This is a genomic window from Nocardia beijingensis NBRC 16342 (genome assembly GCF_001612785.1).
Taxonomy (GTDB): Bacteria; Actinomycetota; Actinomycetes; order Mycobacteriales; family Mycobacteriaceae; genus Nocardia; species Nocardia beijingensis.
This window is the reverse complement of sequence record NZ_BDBC01000007.1, coordinates 118,043-141,806: the sequence shown is the minus strand read 5'-3', so window position 1 is coordinate 141,806 and position 23,764 is coordinate 118,043. Positions and strand designations below refer to the sequence as shown.

The window sequence follows — 23,764 nt, the reverse complement described above, 5'->3', positions numbered from 1 at the left end:
CGTGCTCCCGGGAGGCAACCCGAACCTCCCGCTTCGCACAGTTCGACGCGACAAATGTCGGCAGAGGTGCCCGAGGTGACGCGCAAGGCAACTGGCATCGGCGCTTATCTGCGCGAACGACGCCTCGCCGCGGGGATCACTCCCGCCCATCTCGCCGCGCGCGCCGACCTAACCGAAGCGGTGCTCGACCAGATCGAAACGGGTACGGTCGCGCCGAATCAGTCCCTGTTGCAACGCTTGTTCGACGCGCTCGAGGTGCCGATCTGGTACCGCAAGCACATCGTCGTGCTGACGCTGCCGGACTTCTACTCGGCGGCCTACGGACCCGGCCCCGACGTGCCGACTCCCGACGACCGGGCCGACCTGCACAGCCTCCCGGACCCGGCCTGCTTCCAGCGGATGCCCACCCAGGATCTGGTGGAAGCCAATTCCGCCTACGAACGCGCGTTTCCGGGCGCGGTCGGCCGGGGAAACGTGCTGGAGTGGATGTTCCTCGACGCGGCGGCCCGGCGGGTGATGGTGGACTGGGCGGTGGAAGCGCACCTGCTCGTCGACGCGTTCCGTATCCTGTCCCCGCTCGCGCCGCGCGAACGCGTCGAGGAGATCGCCGCACGCTGCCGCCGCTCCCCCGATTGGGATCGCATGTGGACCACCGAGGTGCGCCCCGAGGACATCCCCCGCCGCCGCTTGCAGGTGCGCGACCCCGCCACCAGACGGGTGCGGTCGATGAGCATGCGGGTCTACAGCCCCGAACTGCCCGAGCGCCCGTGGTGGCTCTACCGGTTGGTGACCGTCGGCCCGACGCGCTGAATCGACCCATCGATGTGGGCGACATCCCGGCGGCGAGCGGGCACAATGACCGAGCAGACTGCGTCCCAGAGGAAGGGAATTGCCGGATGACTCGATCGCTGTCCGCACTCGCCGGGGCCGGCGCGCTGGCCGCAGTCCTGGCGCTGGCCGCCGCGACGCCCGCAGGGGCCGACCCGAACAACGTCATTCCGATCCCGGCGCTCAACGGCATTCACGGCCTGCCCGACCTGCCCGGCCCGGCCCGAGCGGTGTTCCAGGTGACGGGCATGGACAGCCCGAATCGCACCCAGAACGTGAACGTGCTCGGCACGGATCTCGGCATCATGTGGGACGACGGCAACGGCCGCATGATCACCGCCTTCGGCGACAGCGCGGGCATCGGCATCCCCAACCTGCTCGCGGGCAGCATCTGGGCCTGGACCAGCAATGTGCTGTTCCGCAGCTCCAGGCACGATCCGGCCGAGGGCATCTTCTTCGACGACGTGGTGCCGAATCCGTTGCCGAGCCCCAAGATTCCCGGCATCGAGATCAGCCTGATTCCCACCGCGGGCATCTCGGTGGGGGGCGTGCAGTACATGAGCTTGATGTCGGTGCGCGAATGGGGCGATCACGGGAAGTGGAACACGAACTTCTCCACGCTGGCCGCCTCCGGTGACGGCGGCACCACGTGGACACAGCTGACCCACACTCGCCGGGCGAATGTCGACGGGCACGAGAACTTTCAGCAGAACGCGTTCCTCAAAGCGAACGGCTACGTCTACCGCTACGGCACACCGGCCGGCCGCAACAACCCCGGATTCGTCTCCCGCGCCAAGGAATCCGATATCGCGAATATCGATGCCTACGAATACTGGGACGGCAGAGAGTGGAAGCCCACCGACGCCAAGACCGCGGCTCCGATCGTCGGCGGCGTCGCCGAGCTCTCGGTGATGTGGAACCAATATCTGGGCCAGTACGTCATGCTGACCACGGATCCGGCCAACAGCGTCGTCCTGCGCACCGCACCGGCTCCCGAAGGACCATGGAGCGAACCGCGCGTGCTGATCGACGCGCGCGCCCTTCCCACGGCGTACGCGCCCATGATCTACCCGTACCAGACCGGCCGCGACCTCTACTTCTTGGTCACCCAGCACACCCAGTACAACGTGCTGCTGATGCGAACACCGCTGTGAAAAGGGCATCCGGCCTTCCGGATTCGAATTCTTGTAGCGCAAGCAATGTCACCGGTCACGGGTGATCCCCCGGCTGCGTTCTTGCCCTTGCCCGGTACCGCCACGCACAACGCCCGGCGCATGACCAGGCGGCTCCCGCACCGCCGCTGACGGTGGCTGCGCTTGCCCGAGCCCGAGAAGCTTCACCACTTCCGGAGGCACTCCCCGGGCTTGCAATCGCGCCAGTTCTTCCGCGCGTTCCTTGTCGGCCGCCTCGCGGGCAATTCGGGCGTCTTCGCGCGCTTTCTCCTCCGCCGTGCGGGCGTCGGCTGCTGCCCGCTCCAGGCTGGCAGCGTCGGCCGCCTCTCGGGCCACCTGTTCCCCGGTGTCGACGGCCTCCCGTTCCTGGAACAGACCTGGCACGGGGAATTCCAGCGCCACCCGTTCGGCAGCTACCCGTTCGACCTGCGCGCGTTCGGCGGTCTCCCTGGCTCGGTGGGCTGCCTCGGCCCTTCCTCGATCGGCTGCGTTGTGGAACCGTTCTATTTCCCTGAACCGGTTGGCCGTGTCCCTGGCCCGATTCTCGATTCTCTCGATGGCGTGCTGTTGCGCCCGCGCCTTATCGCCCACCCCAGGCAGTTCCATCGTCTTTCCCGGAGTCAGCGTCTCCCCCAGGCCGATGGCCTGCACCGCCATTTCTCTCGATACTTCGACATGCTGGAACTTGCCCTCGAGATCGCGTGCCATTTCCTCGATCAAAGTACGGATTTCCGGTGCGATCACTTCGCCCTTGACGGTCACCCACTGCCCGGATCGGTATATGCCTTTCTCCAGAAGGTACCGGTGTGCGGCGAGCTGGTCGCGTGCCTTGCCGTCGACCCGGCCGCTCTTGTATTCGGAGAATGCTTTCTCGCCGCCGAGAACGCGCGCCTGGTCGAGCTTCACATACTTACCGCCAGGCAAGTCTTCTCTGTGTTCCCGAACCCAACCGCTTTCTCGTGTCTCGCCACGGATCTGAGCCATTCCCCGGTGGAAATATTCACCCCTGGTGTTGTTGTTTCTGCCGCGTTGACGGTCGGCCGCTTCCTGCCGCAATCGCGCGGCACGCTGGGCGTCCTGCCGCAATCGTTCGGCGCGCTTGTCGGCGTCGTCGGTCATGACTCCGCCACCCCCCGTGAGGTGTAGTTGTCAGATGAAAGACGTTGGGCGGCAGGTGGTTAAGCCGCAGCGCCCGGTGCGGGCGGCTTTCCGGCGGCTGTCCATTCCCGAACATGTTCGGCAAGCTCGCCCGTCACGACGGCAAACAAGCCGTCGTCGGCGACCGTTACCGCCAAATACACTGGATTCACGACGATATCGGTATACGCGAAGTGCAGGGATGGGCCGATCCGGTCGTACAGTACCGATCCGTTTCCCGGAATATTGATCCACCCCGCACCGGCGCAGTGAACGAACAATTCTCCGAGGAAACGAATTAATTGATCGGCTGCATCTTGGTTTTCGGTAGCGACGAGCGTTTCCGTATCAGGAAACACCTCGGGCAGTTGATCGCAGATCCGATACAGTAACGGCGGCTCCCACCACGGGCACAGCGACAACTCCGGGTGTACATCCGGAAGCGTTTCGGTAAGGAATTTCTGTATCTGCGATTCCATGCGTTGCGGGGCGATCCATTCGGCCCACTCGTGACGCTGCCGCACCAGATCTTCGTCCACCTCGATCTCGACACCAAGGTCCATCATCATCTGCTCGTCATTCCCCACGGCCACTCCTTTTAGTGATGGTCCGAACAGGTCAGTCTCGCGCCTGCACGGTCACTAGTGCAAGCGGCAGGCGGGGATGGCTGTCGCATCATCGCTCGACATATAGCCGCTCCCCCGGCAACCTCGGCAAGCGGTCAGGGACGCCACCGCCCACATGCACGCCGTCCGTGTGGTGGCGTACACCTTCGTCCTGGACGAAGATCAAAGCCGCGGTGAGGCATGCCGCGTAGTGCAACTGGTAGCCGCGCAGCCGCACTATCAAGTGCACGTCAGGTTCGTCCGGCAGCGGGGATGCCATCACATGCCCCGATCCCGGAAATACCGGTAGTCGTCACCCGAAACGATCACGGCCGCTACCCGCGTCGAGCACTCCAACGGGTCGCAATCCTCATGCATCATGAGCGCTTGATCGGCCGCTTTCCGGCTCGACACAGGCCACGCCGGATTGTGGTGCCCCCAGCGTCTATAGAACTCAGCTAAGCCCACTCGGGCGTCATATCTGCCGGACTTGCCGCCCTGTAGCAGAGTCAACACAGGGCGACCAGGGGGGCACTATCAGGCATACGTCATCACCCGCCGACGCCGCGCGGTCTTCTCGGCTCGGACCGCGCGGATAGCTTCAATGATCACGTGACCAGAAGGGCGAACGTGGCTGTCTGGGCGCGCAATCCACGCACGGAACTTCGTCCCAACATCGGCGGGACTGGGCAGCCCGATCGTTCCGCCCTCACGCGCAATGGACACATCCAACCGAAACATCTCAGCGAACAACGAAATCTCATCCGGCAGGTCAGGCCGAATGATGAACGTCCACCTCTTCGACCGTGGATGCGACAAGATCGGACCGAGCTTGTACCCCTGGTTCTGCATCCACACCTTCACCGCCTGCCCCAGCACAGCGGGCATGGTGATCGCCCACACCGAGCCGCAGCGGGCCACGATCCGGCCCACATGGGGCGGGTCGACCGTCGCGGGTAGGTCACACACGTTCCGGTAGTAGTGGCATCGAGACAGCGGCGTGTCCCCAAACGCTATGTGGCCCATACAGACCTCTACTCGAATCGGAGGGGCATCAAGGTGCGCCCGGTCCTCGACAACCCCCTGACCGGTACCCGAGGACGGAAGCGAACCACACTGAGGGACATGCGGTTCCGCGCTTCCAACCGGGCGCACATCCAGGAGACACCCAAGACCGTGGAACTGGAATCCTCAATCGCACGAATCCGATTGCTAGATGCCGTACTTTCAGTGCGTACGCCGCCACACGGAAGCTGCCCGTTGGCGGCTTCCAAAATCCGGGTCACTCGATAGTGAGGCTAACGACATGAGCGTTACCGGTAGTACCCTCGCCCGCCGGGCTCTGGGCCGTGAACTGCGCCGATTGCGGATTGCCAAGCACATTTCCCAAGCCGAAGCGGCGAGGCTGGCCGAGACATCTCCGCAGTCGATTGGCCGTATCGAGGAGGGCCAGTCCACAAGGGTGACCAGCTTTCAAGTGAACGCCTTGTGTGATGCCTACGGTGCCAGCAATACCGAACGGCGCATCCTGCTTGGGTTGGTCTCGGAAGTCCGAGCAGCGCGGGAGCGGGGCGGGGGCTATTGGCGAGCGTACGCGGACGCCGAGCTTCCGACCGGGTTCGACCACTATCTAGCCCTCAAAGAAGCAGCGCATCGGTTGACCGCGTGGAAAGTCACCATCATCCCCGGTCTGCTCCAGACCGCCGAGTACCGCCGTGCGCTGGCTTGGTCGGAAATACCAGAGCTGTCGCCCGAAGCCATCGAAGGCCGGATCGAACTGGCGGCCCGCAGGCAAACCCGACTCGCAGACCCGGAATTCACAGTCGATGTCCTGCTGTCCGAAGCAGCGGTGCGCGACCAGGTAGGCGGTCCGGGAGTGATGACGGATCAGTTGCTCCACCTCTCGGCAGCGTCGGAACTGCCGAATGTTTCCGTTCGGGTAGTGCCCTTCACCGCGCCCAAGCATCTCGGGTCACTGGTCGGGTCGTTCATCCTTCTCGAATTTCCCGAGCTGCCGCAGACCAAGTTGACCGAGCCGCCCATTGTGTACGTGGAGGAGTACGCCGGGGACCTGTACCTGGAGCGTGAAGCCGAAGTGGCTCGCTATCGCAGCGCGTTGCGGGAGATAGACCGGGTAGCGTTGGACCACGACAAGTCCAAGGATCTCATCCTGGCGGTAGCAAAGGAGTATGGCGCGTGAACGTCGACCTGTCGGGGGCCAAGTGGTTCAAGTCCAGCCGAAGCTCTTCCGGCAAGGAATGTGTTGAGGTTGCGTTTCTCGACAAAGGCATGGTGGGCGTGCGTGACTCGAAGAATCCGACCGGCCCGGCGCTGATCTTCACGCCTGCCGAGTGGGATGCATTCACCGCTGGCGTTGTCGATCGCGAATTCGAGCGTCCGTAGACGGAAACGCAGAGCCCCGCCCTGAGTGGGCGGGGCGGATTCGGGAACCGCGTGCTCGGGCCGATCCCTCACTCGCACTTGACGATCGGAACAGGGTCGTACTTCACCGTGCGGGTCTTGCGGGATACTTCGCGGCCCGTCTTCCGGTCGGTGATGACGCGGGTGTCGGAGATCGTGAAGCCGGGAGCGCCCTCGGTGGCGATGCAGTCCTTGCCCTTGGGCAAGGTGACGGTGTTGGGCTCGGTCGGTTTGGTCTTCTCGCCGGTGATGGATTCGACGTCGACCGTCTTCGTCCCCCACAGGCGGACGGTGATCTCGGCGTCGGTCGCCGCGGTCTCGATGTAGATGCCGGTCTGGGTGTTGTTGCGGAACTTCAGGTCGATCACGCCGTCGAAGACGGTGGCCTCGCGGGCGGCGGGGTAGCGGGAGATGTAGTAGCTGTGCTCGGTGTGGCCCGCGTCCTCGAGCCCGGCGAAGTATGCCGCGTTGTAGAGCGTGGTGGCGAACTGGCTGATGCCGCCGCCGACCGCGGTGCTCGGACGGCCGTGGTCGATGATGCCGGACTCGACGTATCCCTCCGCGGTACCGCGCGGGCCGGTGAAATCGTTGAGCGAGAACGTTTCTCCCGGCTTCACGATCGCACCGTTGACCTTTCTGGCCACGGTGCGGATATTGACGCCGGAGGGGCCGCTGAAACCGCCGGTGGTGAACGAGCCGACGGGTTCGACCACGCCGAGCCCCTGCGCGGCCTCGGTGGTCAGCTTCGGCTCCACCCGTTCGTAGACCACCTGCGCGGTCCGCTCGCCCGGTGCGGTCAGCAGCGCGGTGAACTGCTCGAAGGTCTTGGGCCAGTTGATCTTGTCACCGACCACGGCGGGCACGACCGACGCCTTGCCACCCGCCACCGCGAACGTCGCGTCCTTCGGCTCGACCTCCGTGGTGGCCAGTTGCGGGCCGAGCAGAGCGATCGCGGCGTCCTGATTCACCGACGCCGCGAGACCGCCTTGCCCGTCCGGCCCGAACGCCAGGACCGACGCGATCTGCTCCGGATCGAGCCTGCCCGCGCCGCCCTTGCCCGCGAACGCGATCGGCGCGCGCACCGCGGGCTGGGCGATCTCGCGCAGCGCCTTGTCCACGGCCTCCGGGCGCACCTGCAACGGCGCGGGGACCACGGGAAGATCCACCGTCGTGCCGGTGACCCACCGCTCGGCCAGTTCCGTGCGCGCGGCGGCGACGTCGAGCACCCGGCCCGGAACGGGCGGCACCGCAACGGGCTCGGCGTTACGGAAGGTGACGGTGCCATCGACCGACGGCCGGTCGTGCACCCGCAGCTCGGTGAGCTGCCGATCCAGGGCGGGTTCGTCGATCGCGCTGACGATCGGCACCTCGCGGGTGGTGAAGAACGAGGCGAGTCGAGTGAACGGGTTGAGCGGCTGCGAGCCGATCCGCGACCAAGTGGCGTCCCAGTCCACGGACAGTCCGGCGGCGCTCGGCACGATGCGGGTCTGCACGTCGCCGATGCGCAGCGGTAGTTCCCGGCTCGCCCTCGGGTCCAGTTCGGCGCGCAGCTGGGCGTCGGCGGCGGCTTTGTCCTTGCCGCCGACGTCGACGCCCGCGACGACGGTACCCCGCGCGACCTCGCCCGAGGACAGCACCAGGTCGACTACGTAGCCGAGACCGGCGACGGCGAGCACGGCGCCGACCGCGAGACCCACCCGGCGCACGACGGCGCTGTCCAGGCGCTTCGGTGGCGGAGTGGAGATCGGGCGACGCGCGGGCCGACGGCGGGGTGCGGGCGGCACGGGCCGCCGCGGGGTAGCTTGCAGGGGCTGGGTGAGCTGTTCGTCACCATTCCAGGCGACCGACCGGTCCGCTGCCTGGGGGCGGTCTGCCCCGAGGAGCTGGCGCCATCCGACTTCGCCACCAGCCTGTGGGCCGCGACCTCCGGTACTCGGCTGGCTCGTCACGAACCGTCCTCCCCGTTCGATTGAATTGTGGACCCGCACCACTGCGCGTCCCTGCCAACGATAGTGGTGCACGCCGACAGGGGTCGGCACAGCTCGGGCATAACGCACATCTCACGCGAAGAACCGGGTACACCACACAAAGAGCCCCGCGCAGTTGCCGGGTCGGGGGTCAGGCAACTACGCGGAGCCGACCTGTTTATCGGGCTGTCGCGGGCCGCGTTACACCCGCGGACCGAACAGTGACGGATTCCACGCGGGAGAATCGAGACGACCCCGCGGCAAGACTTCGCAGACACGAGGGAGATGGATGGCATGCAGCTGGGAATGATCGGCCTCGGCCGGATGGGTGCGAACATCGTGCGCCGCGTCGTCGAGGACGGACACACCGCCGTCGGATACGAACGTCGTTCCTCGCACATCGATGAACTTCGCGCCGAGCTCGGGGACGGCTTCCGGGGCAGCACCGATCTCACCGAGTTCGTCGGCATGCTGGAGACCCCGCGCGTGGTCTGGGTGATGATCCCCGCCGGGGCGACGGGGGCGGTGATCGAGCAGGTCGCTGAGCTGCTCGAACCGGGAGACATCGTCATCGACGGCGGCAACAGCCGCTACCACGAGGATCTCGCGCGCGCGGAGCGCCTGCGGCCCAAAAGCATCCATTACGTCGACATCGGCACCTCGGGCGGGGTGTTCGGCCGGACCCGCGGCTTCTGCCTGATGATCGGCGGCGAGGCCGAACCGGTGAAGCACCTGGACCCGCTGCTGAAATCCATCGCGCCCGGTCTCGGGGCGGCGGAGCGGACACCGGGACGCACCGGCGAGCCGTCCACGGCCGAGCTGGGTTATCTGCACTGCGGCCCGGTGGGCGCGGGCCATTTCGTGAAGATGGTGCACAACGGCATCGAGTACGGGGCGATGGCCGCCTACGCCGAAGGGCTGAACATTCTGCGAAGGGCCAACTACGGGGCCGAGCACACGGGCGAGTTCTCGGCGGAGGAGACGCCGCTGGAGCACCCCGAGTACTACCAGTACGACCTGGACATTCCCGAGATCACCGAGGTGTGGCGGCGGGGATCGGTGGTCGCGTCCTGGCTGCTCGACCTCACCGCGGCCGCGCTGCACGCGGACCCGAACCTGGATTCCTACAGCGGCCGGGTGTCCGACTCCGGCGAGGGCCGCTGGACCATCGATGCCGCCATCGACACCGGCGTGCCCGTGCCCGTGCTGGCTTCCGCCCTGTTCGAGCGATTCTCCTCGCGGGGCGAATCGCTGTACGCCGACAAAGTGCTCTCGGCGATGCGCAAAGCCTTCGGCGGGCACATCGAGCTGCCCGGCAAATGACGCGAAGGTGGTCCGACCGGGTTACCGATCGGACCACCTTCGACCATGTCAGCGCTCGAGGATCGCGACGACGCCCTGGCCGCCCGCAGCGCAGATGGAGATCAGCGCGCGGCCGGAGCCCTTTTCGGCCAGCAGCTTCGCGGTGGAGGCCACGATGCGGCCGCCGGTGGCGGCGAACGGGTGACCGGCGGCCAGCGACGAGCCGTTGACGTTCAGCTTGGCCCGATCGATCGAACCGAGCGCGCCGTCCAGGCCGAGGCGCTCCTTGCAGTAGGCGTCGGACTCCCACGCGGCCAGGGTGGCCAGCACGACCGAGGCGAACGCCTCGTGGATCTCGTAGTAGTCGAAGTCCTGCAAGGTCAGGCCGTTGCGCGCGAGCAGGCGCGGCACCGCGTAGGTGGGGGCCATCAGCAGGCCGTCGGGGCCGTGGATGTAGTCGACCGCCGCGACCTCGCTGTCCACCAGGTGCGCCAGCACCGGCAGCTTGCGCTCGGTGGCCCACTCCTCGCTGGACAGCAGCACCGCGGAGGCGCCGTCGGTCAGCGGGGTGGAGTTGCCCGCGGTCATGGTCGCGTCGCCCGCTTTGACCCCGAAGACCGGCTTCAGCGTCGCCAGCTTCTCGATCGAGGAGTTCGGCCGCAGGTTGTCGTCGCGGGTCAGGCCGAGGAACGGCGTGATGAGGTCGTCGAAGAAACCGCGGTCGTAGGCGGCCGCCATGTTCTTGTGCGACAGGTAGGCCAGCTCGTCCTGCGCTTCGCGCGGGATGCCGAACTCCTTGGCGGTGATGGCGGCGTGCTCGCCCATGGACAGCCCGGTGCGCGGCTCGGCGTTGCGCGGGATCTCGATGCCGAGCATGCTCGGGCGCAGCTGGCCGACCAGCTTGAGGCGGTCCTTGCCGGTCTTGGCGCGGTTGGCGTCGAGCATCCACTCGCGCATGCCCTCGCTCACGCCGATCGGGGCGTCCGAGGTGGTGTCGGTGCCGCCGCCGATGCCCGCTTCGATCCGGCCCGCGGCGATCGCGTCACCGACGGTGACGATCGCCTGGAGGCCGGTGCCGCAGGCCAGCTGCAGGTCGTGCGCCGGGGTGTAGGGGCTGAGCTTGCTGCCGAGCACGCTCTCCCGGATCAGGCCGTGCTCGCCGACCCGCTTGAGCACGGCGCCGCCTGCGACCATGCCGAGCCGCTCGCCCTGCAAGCCGAAGCGGCTGACGAGCCCGTCCAGCGCGGCGGTGAACATGTCCTGGTTGGAGGCGTGCGCGTACGCCTTGTCGGAGCGAGCGAACGGAATCCGGTTGCCACCGACGATCGCGACCGGACGGGTGGTCCTGCCGGTCTTGGCGGCACTCTTGGCCGAACGGGCTTTGCTAGTCACTCGAGTCTCCAAGGTTCGTGGATGGGTGTCCCGGCGGCCCGGTGGAGCGCGGACATTCCGCGCTGCTCGGCGCCCCGTCGCGGTTGTTTACATTAAACTTACTCTGGAGTAAGTTTAATGTCGACACGTACCCCCGCAAAAGTGCGCCAGCAGACCACGCAGGGGCGATACCCAGACCCGAGAGACAGAACTCAGAAAAGGTAGGAATAGTGGCAGCCAGCAAGAGCAAGGGTGCTCCCAACCTCTATGGATCGTTCGTACACTCCGCGCCTGGCGCGTTCCTGGCCGGCAAGCTCGGCCTGCCGAAGCCGGAGACGCTGCGCCGCTACGTCAAGGGCGAGCCGCCGCTGTCCGGGCCGGTGCTGCTCGGCGGCAAGGGCCGGGTCGCCGAGCCGGTGCGCGCCCTGCTGTCGGACTACACCTTCGCCGACGCCCCGAGCCAGGACACCAAGTACGGCGCCCTGGTGTTCGACGCCACCGGCATCGGCACCATCGAGGACCTCTCGCAACTGTTCGAGTTCTTCCAGCCCGCCATGCGCAGCCTCACCCCGTCCGGGCGCGTCGTGGTCATCGGCACCACCCCGGAGCTGACTTCGAGCGTGGACGAGCAGATCGCGCAGCGCGCGCTGGAGGGCTTCACCCGTTCGGTGGGCAAGGAACTGCTGCGCGGCTCGACCGCCCAGCTGGTCTACCTGCACCCCGAGGCGTCCGCCGCGGCGACCGGCCTGGAGTCGACCCTGCGCTTCCTGCTCTCAGCCAAGTCGGCGTTCGTCGACGGCCAGGTCATCCGGGTCGGCAAGGACGACTCGACCGCGCCCGCCGACTGGGACCGCCCGCTCGAGGGCAAGGTCGCGGTGGTGACCGGCGCGGCGCGCGGCATCGGCGCGACCATCGCCGAGGTGTTCGCCCGCGACGGCGCCCAGGTGATCGTGGCCGACATCCCGGCGGCGGGCGAGGCGCTGTCGCAGACCGCGAACAAGGTGGGCGGCACCGCGCTCGCGCTCGACGTGACCGCGCCCGACGCGGCGGAGAAGCTGGCCGAGTTCGCCACCGAGCGTTTCGGCGGCATCGACATCGTCGTGCACAACGCGGGCATCACCCGCGACAAGCTGCTGGCGAACATGGACGAGGGCCGCTGGAACGCGGTCATCAACGTGAATCTCGCCGCGCCGCACCGGATCACCGAGGGCCTGGTGGCCAGGGGCGCGCTGAAGGAAGGCGGTCGCGTGATCGACGTGTCCTCGATCGCGGGCATCGCGGGCAACCGCGGGCAGACCAACTACGGCGCGTCCAAAGCGGGCGTCATCGGCATGGTGAACGCCGAGGCGCCGAAGCTGGCGGAGAAGAACATCACCATCAACGCCGTCGCGCCCGGTTTCATCGAGACCGCGATGACCGCCGCCATCCCGCTGGCCACCCGGGAAGCGGGCAGGCTGATGAGCTCGCTGCTGCAGGGCGGCCAGACCGTCGACGTCGCCGAGACCATCGCCTACTTCGCGAGCCCGGCGTCGAACGCGGTCACCGGCAACGTGGTGCGGGTCTGCGGGCAGAGCCTGATCGGAGCATGATGACCCAGGCTCCGGCAGGCAAGGAGAAGACCCAGGTGATCGCCCTCACCGAACCGCCGAAGAACAGCCGCCTGTTCGTCAAGGCCGCGCTCGGCGCGGTGCCGCTGCTGTCGGCGCGCAAGCCGACGCTGCCGGACCGGGCCGTGCGGCTCGACGGGCTGCGGGTCGACCCGGATCATCTGGCCGCCTACTGCCGCGCGACCGGCCTGCGGTTCGGTGACGCGCTCCCGCTGACCTATCCGTTCATCCTCACCTTCCCGCTGGCCATGCAGCTGGTGGTGGCGCGGGACTTCCCGTTCGTCGCGGTGGGCGCGGTGCACGCGCAGAACGTCATCGAGCGCACCCGCGAGATCTCGGTGAGCGAGCCGCTGGACATCCGCACGCACATCGAGAACCTGCGCGAGCACCCGAAGGGCCTGCTCGTGGACGCGATCAGCGACGTGAAGGTGGGCCGGGAGCAGGTGTGGCACCAGGTCACCACGTTCCTGCACCAGCAGCGCACCTCGCTGTCGGGCGAGCCCAAGCCGGAGCCGAAGCCGGAGGAGGTTCCGCCGCCCCCGCTGCGCACCCTGCGGGTGGATCAGAAGACGATCACCCGGTACGCGGCCGCGTCCGGTGACCACAATCCGATCCACACGTCGGCGTTGGGCGCCAAGGCGTTCGGCTTCCCCCGGTCGATCGCGCACGGCATGTGGTCGGCGGCGACCGTTCTCGGCGCGGTCGAGGGTCGCATTCCGGAGCAGACCACGTACTCGGTCAAGTTCGGCAAGCCGATTCTGCTGCCCTCCACCGTCAACCTGTACGCCGATCAGGTCGAAGGCGGGTGGGATCTGGCGCTGCGTCACCCGAAGAAGGGGTACCCGCATCTGACGGCCACCCTGCGCTGAACCATTCGCGAGCCGCATCCCGATTCCCCGAATCGGGATGCGGCTTCGTGCTTTTCGGAGTAGGCCGAGCCGTGCGACGCTCGGGGGAATCGCTCAGCAGTCGCAACCGCAGTCGCAGCAGTTGCAATCACCGCAATCGCATCCGCCGCAGTCACCGCAATCGCCGCAGTCGCAGTTCTTGATCCACGCGTCCTTGCGCTCGCCCGTGCACGGTTGCGTGTGGTCGGCGCAGCAGGCGTAACCGGTGCAGTAGGCGCCCAGGATGAGCGCCAGCGACTCACCGATACCCGGGCGGCGAGTCGGCGGACGGTGACGTGTTCCGTGTGCGTGGGCACGGACATCGGTCCGCGACGCCCCTTCGGCGCCGGGCGACACCGAGCAGGTGTGGGCGGCGAACGCGCCGAGTCCGCCGCCGATACGCCGCAGCACCGCGCTCAGCGGGTCGAGCAGCATCCAGCGGACGGTGGGCACCCGGCTGAGCTCGGCCGCCGCGACCGCCGCGCGCAGACGCGAGTTGGATTGCCGCATCAGGTCGTATGCCTCCGGCATGCTGGTGCCGGTGGCCGCGAGCGGGTTGAAGCGGTCGTTGCCCGCGTCGTCGTCGTAGTCGGTCACGGCGTCGGCCAGATGCGCGATCCGGCCGAAGTGCCACCCCGCTTCGCGCAGCGCGTCGACATTGTCCGGACGGTCGGCGAGTACGGCGGTGTGCGCGAAGAACGCCGACGCGCACAGCTGGGTGGGTGCGGTCAGCCGGTCGATCGGGTCGGCCGACGACATCGCCGAACGCCAATGCGTGGAATCCGCAAGCGATTCCGGCACGAACGCGGGCCCGCCCACGCCGACCAGCTCTTGCGCCTGCTGCTCCAACCGCACCTGCGCGTCGAGCGCCGCGACGAGCGGTTCGACGTCGAGCCCGATCCGCGCGGCGCCCGTGCGGGCCTCCCGGTGCCACCGCGTCGCGGCTTTCGCCAGCGGCCTCCGCGCGAGTGCGGCCACCTCACCGTCGTCGACGTGATCGCGAATCTTGGCCGCCGCCAACAGCAACGAGGCGGTGGTGGCGAGCTGAACGCCGGGCGCGTCGGCGGTGACCACCGACGCGCGGCGCATCCCGCGCAGCGGGCACGGCGCCGCGGTGACGCGCGCCGCCGATCCGGACTGCGCCTCGGTGAGCATGCTCAGCACCAGCGCGTCCTTGTTGGTGGTGGCGCGGGCGAGCTGACCGTGCCCGTCGCGCAAGCCGAGACACAAACCGCACAGATGCGCCTGCCATTCGGCCGCATCGATTCCGTACTTCTGAGCGCCGTGCGCACACGGCCTGAGCAACCCGAACACTTCCGCCCCGTTCTCCCCGGCTCTTCCGGCGAGCCGGTCCGCGCTGTGCGAACTCACGCACTTTGGCAGGAGGGCGGCGTGGAAGCAACCGGTCCGGGCAGGAGGCGGGCTACTCGGCTTTCTTCCGGCCCGCCAGACCGCGCCAGGCCAGATCGTCGAGCAGGTCGACGGCCTCGGCGACCTCGATCCGGCCGCTGGCCAGGCGGTCGGCGATGGCCTCGCCCGCGCCGATCACGGCCACCGCGACGACGTCGAAATTGGTCCCGGGCTCGGCGTGCTTGGCGCTGGACTCGAGCAGTTTGGCGGTCAGTTCGATGACGCGTTCGCGCGCGTTCTCGATCTCCGAGGCGAACGCCTGCTGGCCGATGGCCTGCCGGTAGAGCACCTGCCAGGAACGCCGGTTGCGGTCGACGAAGCCGAGAAAGCCTTCCAGCGCGGTGCGCACCTGTTCGTGCGGGGTGAGCAGCGGGTTGCCCGCGGGCGCGACGGATTCGATGAACCGCATCCCCTCCCGCTGGATGCAGGCGCGGAAGAGTTCGTCCTTGGAGCCGTAGTACAGATACAGCATCGGCTTCGAGATCTTCGCCTCGGCGGCGATCGCGTCCATCGACGTGTCGTGGAAGCCTCTACGCGAGAAGACCTCCACGGCGGCGTCGAGCATCTGCTGCTCGCGCACCGCCCGCGGAAGCCGCTTCGTACCGCCCGCCATCCACACTCCTACCACAGGTGAATCTCATATATTACTCCAAGGTAAGTTCCGGCGGTCCGATTTGCTCACCAGTCGCCCGGCCCGACGGTGCGGCGCGCGTCAGCAGCGCGGCAGCGCGCCCTTGTACGCGGCCAACCGCAACACCGAGGCATCCACCTGGGCCATCGGCAGTCGCCCGCTCGATACCGCCTGCTCCAGCCGGTCGAGCACCTGTGACACCGCATCGGTGGTGATCCACAGGGCACTGTCCGCCCCGGCGACCAACGCGGCTTCGACGGCGTCCGCGATCGACATCCGGCTCGTGATCGCCGCCATGCCACCCAGATCGTCGGTGAAGATCGGTCCCTGGAACGGCGCGGCCCCGTAGCCGGTGCCCTCGCGCAGCAAACGCATCGCTTCCGGGCTGATGCTGGCCGGGACGTTGGGAGTGGTCAATCCGGGCACGTCGAGGTGACCCACCATCACCGCCGCGCCCGAGCCGATCAGGTTGCGGAACGGCACCAGGTCGACGTTCTGCATCTGGTCCAGCGGCGGGGTGCGCACCGCGCCGGTGTGCGAGTCGCCCGACCCGGAACCGTGACCGGGGAAGTGCTTCATGACCGTGCCGACGCCGACCTCGCGCATGGCGCGGATGTAGGCGTCCGCGTAGCGGGTGACCACCTCCGGGTCGTCGGAGAAGGAGCGGTCGCCGATGACGGAGTCGTCCGGCTGGGAGCTGACGTCGACGTCGGGAGCGAAGTCCACCGTCACGCCGAGATCCTTCAGCGCGCGGCCCCTGGTCAGCGTCGCGTCGTAGAACTGCTCCGTGCTCATGGTCTGCGCCGTCTCCCGCGCCGACGGCGCGGCGCCGATCAGGTCGCGCACCCGGGAGACCCGGCCGCCCTCCTCATCGATGGTCACCATCAGCGGCACCTTGGCCGCCTGCTTCACCTGCGCGATCTGACCGGAGGCGAGCAGCGCCTGGTCGGTCCAGCCGCCGACGAAGATGCCGCCGATCTGCTCGTTGCGCACCACGTTGGTGGCGTCGGCCGCGCCGGTGACGCCCACGGTCAGCAACTGGGCGAGCTTCTGGCGGGTGGTGAACTGCGCGAGGTATCCCGCGTTGCAGTCCGGCGGCGCCGAGCTGGTGACGGGGATCGCGGCGGTGGTCGCGTCCGTCGTGGTGGTCGTACTCGACGAGGCCGACTCGGTGGAGCCGCCGTTCGAGCAGGCGGTGGCGACGGCGGCGAGAACGGTGAGGACGAGCAGAGGCGTCTTCCGCATAGAGGTCAACCGTACTCGCCGCGGCGTGCGCGACCGCACTCGCTACATCCCTACCCGGCGGGTAACTCGCGCACCGGTGCCGGATCGTTGCTCCCCGGACGTCATTCCTCGACACGGCGGCCCCTCGGCGCGTCGGGCATCGCGGTCATCCGCCTGCAACGCCGGCCTCGGCCGCGATGACGTTCCGGCAGGTCACGGTAAGGAAAGAGCCGGTTCCCCCGGCCGTGCGCGGGGTAATCTCGAGGTGTCGCCGTGCGTCCTTCTCAGGAGGTCATCGTGCCCTGCGATCTGATGCTCATCGCCTACGACGGCTCCGAGAACGCCAAGCGCGCCGTCGAATACGCCGGACGATTCCTCAGCGCCGACCGGGCCGTCGTGCTCACCGCGTGGGAGCCGATGGTGCGCCAAGCCGCTCGCCTGTCGGGGCTGTCGGGTGTCATGCAACCGGAGTGGGTGCCGGACGACGAGATCGAGGACATCGCCTACGTCGACGCGCGCGCGATCAACGCAGAGGGCGTGCGGCTGGCACGACTGGCCGGACTGAACGCCGAGGCGCGCACGGCCGAATGCGGCACCACCATCTGGAACGCCATCGTCGACTGCGCCGACGAGCTGGACGTCGACATCATCGTGGCGGGCACCCGCGGCGCCACCGGCCTCCGCGCGCTCCTGCACAGCAGCGTGGCCGACGCGGTTCTCAAGCATTGCCACCGCCCCGTCCTGCTCGTCCCACCCGGCAAGAACCCGTGACCGCGCTCGCGTGAGATCTCGATCGCTCCACCACGGTGGGACGCGGCCACGGGATTATGTTGGGTGCATGGATGGGTTCCTGCTCGCTCGGGCCGACGGCGTTGTTCGGGGTCATGGGAGCCGAGTCCGCTTCGACGACGCGCGACGAGCGCGCGCGGCGCTGCTGGACGGCAGTGCGCCGCTGGTGGTGGGGGCGCTGCCCTTCGATCCACGAGAACCCGCCGCGCTGAGCGTGCCGGAGCACGCGGTGCACACCGCTGGACCATGGCGGCCCGCGGCGGTGCCGGAACTGCCGCCGGTGCGGGCGGTGACCGAGATTCCCAGCCCGGCCGAGCACGTGGCACGGGTGACCAAACTGGTGGAGCAGCTCAACGATCCGGCCCAACCGCTGCGCAAGGTGGTCGCGGCGCGTTCGGTGCTGGCCGAGGCGGAGGCCGCGCTCGATCCGGAAGTCGTCGCGGGGCACCTGCTGACGCGGCATCCGCACGCGAACGTCTTCGCGGTCGATCTCACCCCGGCCGGACGTCCCGGCGCGACGCTGGTCGGCGCGACGCCAGAAGTGCTGATCGCCCGGCAGGGTGACACGGTGACGCTGCGCCCGCTGGCGGGCACCGCGCCACGGCTGACCGACCCGGAAGCCGACGCGGCACAAGCGGCACAACTGCTGGCCAGCACGAAGAACCGCGACGAGCACGCGTTCGTGATCGACTGGATCCGGGAGCGACTCGGCCCCGTCTGCGCCGAGCTGTCGATTCCGGAAGGCCCCGAACTGATCAGCACCCACGAGGTGTGGCATCTGGCGACGCCGATCACGGGACGCCTGCGCGACGCCTCGATCACCGCGCTCGACCTGGCGCTGTCGCTGCACCCCACACCCGCCGTGTGCGGCACCCCCACCGATCTGGCCCTGGACACCATCACGCGCGTCGAGGACGATCGCGGTTTCTACGGCGGCGCCGTCGGCTGGTGCGACGCCGACGGCGACGGCGCCTGGGTGGTCGCGATCCGCTGCGCGGAACTCTCGGCCGACGGCCGCTCCCTGCGGGCGTACGCGGGCGGCGGCATCGTCGCGGCCTCCGACCCGCAGGCGGAACTCGACGAGACCACCGCGAAGCTGCGCACCCTGCTCGGCGCGCTGCACTGCGCTCTGCCCGCGCACTGACGCGGCCGCTTCCCGGCGGTCCGTCGAGCGCTCGCGGACCCGGCCGACGGAGATTCGGCGGCCTGAACGCATACAAATACCGGACGTCCTGCTAGGTTGGCCGGGAACGTGCCTGCATCGACGTATTGGAGTACCGCGATGAAGTTTGCTGTCCCGGGTGTTGCGAGTGCCGTCGCGGGCGCCGTGCTGGGCGTGCTCAGCGTCTTCCTCATCACCATGGCGGTCCAGCAGAACTCGCGGCCGGAGATCGACCGCAGCGGCGACAAGGACTCCTCGCTGCTGAACAACGTTGAGTACGGCAGCCGCTGACCCGCTGACCTCCGCTTCACCCGCCGACTCGCTCGGATCGTCCGGGGCGCCGGGGCAGCACAGCACCGCGCCGCTGGGCAGAGGCTGGTTCGCCGCGACCGTCGTAGTGGCGTTCCTGCTGACCTTCCTGCAGGCGCCCGGCCTCACGGTCGCCGACACGAAATACGACCTGGCGCAGAATCCGCTCGGCTTCCTCGAACGCGCGAGCCATCTGTGGAGCAGCCAGGCGCCGATGGGCCAGGTGCAGAACCAGGCCTACGGCTACTTCTTCCCGCACGGCGCGTTCTTCTCCCTCGGCCATCTGCTTGGCGTGCCCGCCTGGGTGACGCAGCGGATCTGGTGGGCGCTGCTGCTGCTCGCCGGGTTCTGGGGGATCGTCCGCCTGTGTGAGGCGCTCGGCATCGGCACGCGCGGGTCGCGTGTCGTCGCCGCGCTCGCCTTCGCGCTGTCGCCGCGGGTCCTGACCACCGTCGGGTCCATCTCCTCCGAGACGCTGCCCATGATGCTGGCGCCGTGGGTGCTGCTCGCGCCCGCCGCACTCGGTGTCGCGCGCAACCGGCGGCGCGGCGGGGCCGCCTCGCCCGCGGGCAGCGCGCTGGCGCTGGCGCTGATGGGCTCGGTCAACGCGGTCGCCACGGTGGCCGCCTTCCTGCCCGCCCTGCTGTGGTGGGCGGCTGCCTCGCCCGCGCTGAGCCGCGGACGAATCGCGTCCGCCGGCGGGCGACGTGCCGCGAACCGGCGCTGGTGGCGCTTCACCGCCGCCTGGATTCCGCTGCTGGTGCTGGCCACGTTCTGGTGGGCGGTGCCTTTGCTGCTGCTGGGCAAGGTGAGTCCGCCGTTCCTGGACTACATCGAGTCCTCGGGCGTGACCACGCAGTGGGCATCGCTGGGTGAGGTGCTGCGCGGCACCGACAGTTGGACGCCGTTCGTCTCGCCGGAACGCATCGCGGGCGCGGTGCTGGTCACCCAGCCCGCCGCGGTGCTGGCCACCGGGCTGGTCGCGGCGGCGGGCATGGCGGGCCTGGCCCTGCGGTCCATGCCGTACCGGGGCAGGCTGGCGCTGATCCTGTGCGTCGGGCTGGTCGGTATCTGCGCCGGATTCGTCGGTGAGCTGAGCGGACCGTTCGCCGAGTCGGTGCGCGTCTTCCTGGACTCCGGCGGCGCCCCGCTGCGCAACGTGCACAAGCTGGAGCCGCTGATCCGCATCCCGCTCGTGCTGGGGCTGGCGCAGCTGCTCGCCCGGGTTCCGCTGCCCGCCTCGGTGCCGCGGAAGGTGTGGCGCAGCGCGTTCGCCCACCCGGAGCGCGACCGCTCGGTCGCGGTAGCGGCGCTGATCCTCACCGCGCTGGCCCTGTCCACTTCGCTGGCCTGGACCGGCAAACTCGCGCCGCGCGGCGCCTACGACCGCGTGCCCGAGTACTGGCAGCAGACCGCGGACTGGCTCGAGCACAACGCCGCCGATACTCGCGCCCTGGTGGTGCCCGGCGCCCCGTTCGGCAGCCAGGTCTGGGGACTCACGCGCGACGAACCGCTGCAAGCGCTGGCCACTACGCCGTGGGCGATCCGCGACGCGGTGCCGCTGAACCCGCCGGGCACCATCCGCGCGATGGATTCGGTGCAGCGGCTCATCGCCGACGGCAGGCCGTCGCAGGGACTGGCCGCGACGCTGAGCGCCCAGGGCATCGGCGTCGTCGTCCTGCGCAACGACCTCGACCCGGAGACCTCCCGCTCGACCCGGCCGATGCTGGCCCATCAGGCGCTGGACGGGTCACCCGGCCTGCGCAGGGTCGCCGAGTTCGGCAACCCCATCGAATCGCTGGTGCTCGCCGACGGCTTGGTGGCCGACGGTGACCTGCGCCCGCCGTATCCGGCGGTCGAGATCTACCGGGTGGACACGCCCGGACGCGGCACGCCCGCCGATGTACGCGGCGGCGCCGGCGCGCCCGACGCGTTCCCCGGGGCGTACACCGTTCCGCTCGCGGACGTCCCGGTCGTTCAGGGTGGACCCGAAGTGCTCGAGCGGATGCGCCGCGATCCCGGTCTCGCCCGGTCACCCGCCCTGCTCGCCGCGGACGCCTCCAGAGCTGGGCTGCCGATGGGCCCGGTGACCGTCACGGATACGCCGATGGATCGCGAAACCGATTTCGGCCGGGTGGACAACCACAACTCCGCGTTGCGCGCCCCCGACGACGCGCGCCGCACCTTCAACCTGGTCCCCGACTATCCGGTGCCCGGCGCCGAACTGGTGCGCGGCGAGTGGTCGGGCGCGACCGTCACCGCGTCGAGCTCGGCCGCGGACGCCACCCAGCTCGGCGGTGCTGCGCCGGGGAGTTCCACCGCGGCCGTCGTCGACGGCGATCCGTCCACCGCGTGGATCAGCAACGGCACCGAACACGCCCTGGGCCAATGGCTCCGGCTCGATCTCGATCGCCCGATCAAGGCAGGGCAACTGAACCTGACCACCAGTCCGGCCGCCATCGGCGACCCGATCAAATGGATCGAGGTGCGCACCGCGAACGGCACCGTCTCGGTGCGGGTATCCGAGCCCGGCGCGCCGGTGTCGGTTTCGCTCCCCGCCGGCCGCACCGAGTGGCTGACGATCACCGCCATCCGCACCGAGAACGGTTCCTCCGGCGGGCAATTCGGCATCAGCGAACTCACGCTGGACGACTACTCGACCCGCGACGCGCCCGTCCGGGTGGACATCCGGCATCGCACCGTGGTGCCCCCCGCGGCCGCGGGCGCACCGATGCGGGGATGGGATCTCGGTCAGGAATTCCCCGGCCGCAGCGCCTGTTTCGACGCGCCCGACCGGGTGCGGTGCAGCAAGGGCCTCGCCTTGGCCCCGGAGGAACCCGGCACGTTCCAGCGCACGCTGACGGTCGGGGAACCGATATCGGTGGCTCCGGAACTGACCGTCCGCACCAGGCAGGGCCCGGCGCTGGAGGCGCTGCTCACCGACCAGGACCGTCCGGTGGCCAGGGGCAAGGCCGACGTCGGCGACTTGCGCGGGGCCGCGTTCGCCGCGACCGACGGCGATCCGCGCACCAGCTGGACCGCACCGGAGGACTCGGTCCGCGAACCGACCGCGGGCAGGCCGACGCTCACCCTCGAACTGCCCGAACCCACGCTGGTGACCGGCCTGGAGCTGACCCCGTCGCTCGGCGGTCTGCCCGCGGCGCCCACCTCGGTGACGGTGAATCTCGGTGACGGTCCGCAGGTGCGCGAGCTGGACGACGACGGTCCCGGCGCACCGGCGCGAATCTCCCTGCACCCCACCGTGACCGACCGCATCGAGCTGAGCATGCGGACCTGGCGGCCGGTGCTGGACAAGACCGCGCTCGGCTTCGTGCAGACCCAGCCGCCCGGACTGGCGGAGGTGACGGTCATCGGGCCGGACTACCCGGCGGCCGCCGCGCTGGACCGTGCGGTCACCGTCCCGTGCGCATTGGGGCCGACGATCGATGCGGGCGGGCGCACACTGCACACCACGGTCACCGCCACCGTCGGCGAACTGCGCTCCGGCGCGCCGGTTGCGGCCCGGGTGTGCGCGGACGAGACCGGAACGTCGAACGAACTCGCGTTGCCGCAGGGCCGGGCCGACGTGGCGGTCGGCCCGACCGACCTGTTCTTCGTGGATCGGCTGCGCTTGCACCGGACCGACGCGCAGACCTCCGCCGCACCGGAGCCGAACGCGGGTGACCGCCTGCTCGTGCTGCCGCTGAGCACCAATGTCGGATGGCGCGCGACCAGCGCGGACGGTCGCGCGCTCGCGCCCGTGGTGGTCGACGGCTGGCAGCAGGGCTGGCTGCTTCCCGCCGATGCCACCGGGCCGGTGACGATCGCCTTCCCGGTCGACCGGTGGTATCGCCTCGCCATCTTCGGCGGATTGCTGCTGCTCCTGCCGCTCGCGATCCTGGCCGTTCCCCGTCGCGCTCGGTCCGAAGACTCTGATATCCCTGCGGAACAAGCGGATTCGAGTGCCGAAACGCCTGGCACCAGGGGCCTTCGCTGGATGGGCGCGGTGGGGCTCACCGGCGCGGCCACCGTGATCGCCGGTCCGGTGGGCGCTGCCCTCACGGTGATCGCTTTGGCCGCAACCTATTTCACGCGGTACATCACCTCCCGCGTACTCGTCGTCGTGGCGGGCGCGGGCACCATGCTGTCCGCCGCCGCGCTGTCCACCGGTCCTTGGCGCTCGTCCGGCGGATATATGGGTGGCTCCGTGCTGGTGCAATTGCCCGCGCTGCTCGCGATCATCGCGGTCGGCATCGCGGCGCTGCCCCGGCCGGAGGACGCCGGCCGACCCGGCGCGCTCGAGCCGGACGAGGCCGATCCGCCGACCGGCGAGCACTGACCGGCCCCCGCGCGCGGGCGCGGGCGAAGCGCCGCTGCACAAGACCCCATTCGCCGTGCGCCGCAATGGCACCCGTTGCTAACGTGACCACGCGTGAGCACCTGTGCCGAATGCGGTTTCGTCTACGACATGGCTTCGGCGGCCGACGTGCCGTCGCTGGCGCGGGAACACGCCGTGGAGTACGCCGACCTGCTCGGCGCGGACAGCGTCAAGTTACGCGAGCGCGGCAAGCCCGATGTGTGGTCGCCGCTGGAGTACGCCTGCCATGTCCGGGACGTGCTGCTGGCCCAGCGCGAACGCGTGCTGGCCGCGCGCCGTTGGGACAATCCGCCCGCGACGCCGATGGGCCGCGACGAACGAGTCGAGCACGACGGTTACGCCCAGCAGAACCCCGCCGACGTGGCCCGCCAGATCCGGGACGCCGCTCTGCTGTTCGCCAACGTGCTGGAGCGACTCGGCGACGACGACTGGGAACGCACCCTCGGCTTCCCCTACCCCGAACCCGCGGATCGCTCCCTGCGCTGGCTGGCCGTGCACACCCTGCACGAGTTGCGCCACCATCTGCTCGACATGCACCGGCAACTCGACGGCTGAGCTCGCGCC

General features: G+C 69.1%; 21 protein-coding genes. 12 read left to right on the top strand and 9 right to left on the bottom strand.

Annotated features, from left to right (window positions below):
• Positions 1-75: 75 nt before the first annotated feature.
• Both NB3_RS03610 and NB3_RS03605 read left to right on the top strand, forming a co-directional pair.
• Positions 76-810: a helix-turn-helix domain-containing protein gene (locus NB3_RS03610; RefSeq protein ID WP_244891754.1), complete on the top strand. Its 735-nt coding sequence runs from the start codon at positions 76-78 to the stop codon at positions 808-810.
• Positions 811-896: 86 nt separating this feature from the next.
• Positions 897-1,982 (top strand): glycoside hydrolase family 183 protein, encoded by a 1,086-nt coding sequence (locus tag NB3_RS03605; RefSeq protein ID WP_067796387.1) that lies wholly within the window; start codon positions 897-899, stop codon positions 1,980-1,982.
• A gap of 48 nt (positions 1,983-2,030) precedes the next feature.
• Here NB3_RS03605 and NB3_RS34780 read toward each other — a convergent pair whose 3' ends face one another.
• The 4 genes from NB3_RS34780 to NB3_RS03585 all read right to left on the bottom strand — a co-directional run bounded on the left by NB3_RS34780 (position 2,031) and on the right by NB3_RS03585 (position 4,711).
• The gene (locus NB3_RS34780; RefSeq protein WP_157111487.1) at positions 2,031-3,119 is read right to left on the bottom strand and encodes a hypothetical protein; all 1,089 of its coding nucleotides are present in this window, start codon (positions 3,117-3,119) and stop codon (positions 2,031-2,033) included.
• Positions 3,120-3,178: 59 nt separating this feature from the next.
• A complete protein-coding gene (locus NB3_RS34775; RefSeq protein ID WP_157111485.1) occupies positions 3,179-3,724 on the bottom strand; it encodes a hypothetical protein in 546 nt (181 codons plus the stop codon).
• An 88-nt stretch (positions 3,725-3,812) separates the two neighbouring features.
• Positions 3,813-4,022 carry a hypothetical protein gene (locus tag NB3_RS03590; protein ID WP_067796379.1) on the bottom strand — a complete coding sequence of 70 codons (210 nt, stop codon included), beginning with the start codon at positions 4,020-4,022 and terminating at the stop codon, positions 3,813-3,815.
• Between the two features lie 257 nt (positions 4,023-4,279).
• A complete protein-coding gene (locus NB3_RS03585) occupies positions 4,280-4,711 on the bottom strand; it encodes a DNA-directed RNA polymerase subunit beta (RefSeq protein WP_244891753.1) in 432 nt (143 codons plus the stop codon).
• A gap of 337 nt (positions 4,712-5,048) precedes the next feature.
• Here NB3_RS03585 and NB3_RS03580 point away from each other — a divergent pair, with 337 nt between their 5' ends.
• Both NB3_RS03580 and NB3_RS03575 read left to right on the top strand, forming a co-directional pair.
• A complete protein-coding gene (locus NB3_RS03580; protein ID WP_067796375.1) occupies positions 5,049-5,942 on the top strand; it encodes a helix-turn-helix domain-containing protein in 894 nt (297 codons plus the stop codon).
• Positions 5,939-6,145 (top strand): DUF397 domain-containing protein, encoded by a 207-nt coding sequence (locus tag NB3_RS03575; protein ID WP_067796372.1) that lies wholly within the window; start codon positions 5,939-5,941, stop codon positions 6,143-6,145. The genes NB3_RS03580 and NB3_RS03575 overlap by 4 nt, the downstream gene beginning before the upstream one ends.
• Positions 6,146-6,213: 68 nt before the next feature.
• Here the strand turns inward: NB3_RS03575 and NB3_RS03570 are convergent, their stop codons facing one another.
• Entirely contained in the window at positions 6,214-7,869 is a 1,656-nt protein-coding gene (locus NB3_RS03570) for a VanW family protein (protein ID WP_244891752.1), read from the bottom strand.
• Between the two features lie 555 nt (positions 7,870-8,424).
• Between NB3_RS03570 and gnd the strand changes: the two genes are divergently transcribed.
• Positions 8,425-9,453 (top strand): phosphogluconate dehydrogenase (NAD(+)-dependent, decarboxylating), encoded by a 1,029-nt coding sequence (gnd, locus tag NB3_RS03565; RefSeq protein ID WP_067796601.1) that lies wholly within the window; start codon positions 8,425-8,427, stop codon positions 9,451-9,453.
• A gap of 48 nt (positions 9,454-9,501) precedes the next feature.
• Here the strand turns inward: gnd and NB3_RS03560 are convergent, their stop codons facing one another.
• A complete protein-coding gene (locus NB3_RS03560; RefSeq protein WP_067796366.1) occupies positions 9,502-10,824 on the bottom strand; it encodes an acetyl-CoA C-acetyltransferase in 1,323 nt (440 codons plus the stop codon).
• Between the two features lie 209 nt (positions 10,825-11,033).
• Between NB3_RS03560 and NB3_RS03555 the strand changes: the two genes are divergently transcribed.
• Together NB3_RS03555 and NB3_RS03550 are read left to right on the top strand one after the other, a co-directional pair.
• Positions 11,034-12,392 carry a 3-oxoacyl-ACP reductase gene (locus NB3_RS03555; RefSeq protein WP_067796362.1) on the top strand — a complete coding sequence of 453 codons (1,359 nt, stop codon included), beginning with the start codon at positions 11,034-11,036 and terminating at the stop codon, positions 12,390-12,392.
• Complete coding sequence (locus NB3_RS03550) at positions 12,392-13,279, top strand: MaoC family dehydratase (protein WP_067796598.1); 888 nt, start codon at positions 12,392-12,394, stop codon at positions 13,277-13,279. The genes NB3_RS03555 and NB3_RS03550 overlap by 1 nt, the downstream gene beginning before the upstream one ends.
• Positions 13,280-13,372: 93 nt before the next feature.
• Here NB3_RS03550 and NB3_RS03545 read toward each other — a convergent pair whose 3' ends face one another.
• The 3 genes from NB3_RS03545 to NB3_RS03535 all read right to left on the bottom strand — a co-directional run bounded on the left by NB3_RS03545 (position 13,373) and on the right by NB3_RS03535 (position 16,583).
• On the bottom strand, positions 13,373-14,668 hold the full coding sequence (locus NB3_RS03545; protein WP_084485713.1) for a DUF5685 family protein: 1,296 nt from the start codon (positions 14,666-14,668) through the stop codon (positions 13,373-13,375).
• Positions 14,669-14,720: 52 nt separating this feature from the next.
• A complete protein-coding gene (locus NB3_RS03540; protein WP_067796592.1) occupies positions 14,721-15,320 on the bottom strand; it encodes a TetR/AcrR family transcriptional regulator in 600 nt (199 codons plus the stop codon).
• Positions 15,321-15,419: 99 nt separating this feature from the next.
• Positions 15,420-16,583, bottom strand: a complete 1,164-nt coding sequence (locus tag NB3_RS03535; protein WP_067796359.1) for a glycoside hydrolase family 3 N-terminal domain-containing protein — start codon at positions 16,581-16,583, stop codon at positions 15,420-15,422.
• Positions 16,584-16,859: 276 nt separating this feature from the next.
• On the opposite strand from NB3_RS03535, the gene NB3_RS03530 reads away from it, so the two are divergent.
• The 5 genes from NB3_RS03530 (at position 16,860) to NB3_RS03515 (ending at position 23,755) form a co-directional block, all read left to right on the top strand.
• Positions 16,860-17,333: a universal stress protein gene (locus tag NB3_RS03530; protein ID WP_084485711.1), complete on the top strand. Its 474-nt coding sequence runs from the start codon at positions 16,860-16,862 to the stop codon at positions 17,331-17,333.
• A gap of 67 nt (positions 17,334-17,400) precedes the next feature.
• Positions 17,401-18,495, top strand: a complete 1,095-nt coding sequence (locus tag NB3_RS03525) for an isochorismate synthase (RefSeq protein ID WP_067796357.1) — start codon at positions 17,401-17,403, stop codon at positions 18,493-18,495.
• A 138-nt stretch (positions 18,496-18,633) separates the two neighbouring features.
• Positions 18,634-18,804, top strand: coding sequence for a DUF2613 domain-containing protein (locus tag NB3_RS33915; protein ID WP_083880942.1), 171 nt, complete (start codon positions 18,634-18,636; stop codon positions 18,802-18,804).
• A complete protein-coding gene (locus NB3_RS03520; RefSeq protein WP_174553162.1) occupies positions 18,785-23,161 on the top strand; it encodes an alpha-(1->3)-arabinofuranosyltransferase domain-containing protein in 4,377 nt (1,458 codons plus the stop codon). The genes NB3_RS33915 and NB3_RS03520 overlap by 20 nt, the downstream gene beginning before the upstream one ends.
• A gap of 129 nt (positions 23,162-23,290) precedes the next feature.
• Entirely contained in the window at positions 23,291-23,755 is a 465-nt protein-coding gene (locus NB3_RS03515; protein ID WP_067796585.1) for a DinB family protein, read from the top strand.
• Positions 23,756-23,764: the final 9 nt, after the last annotated feature.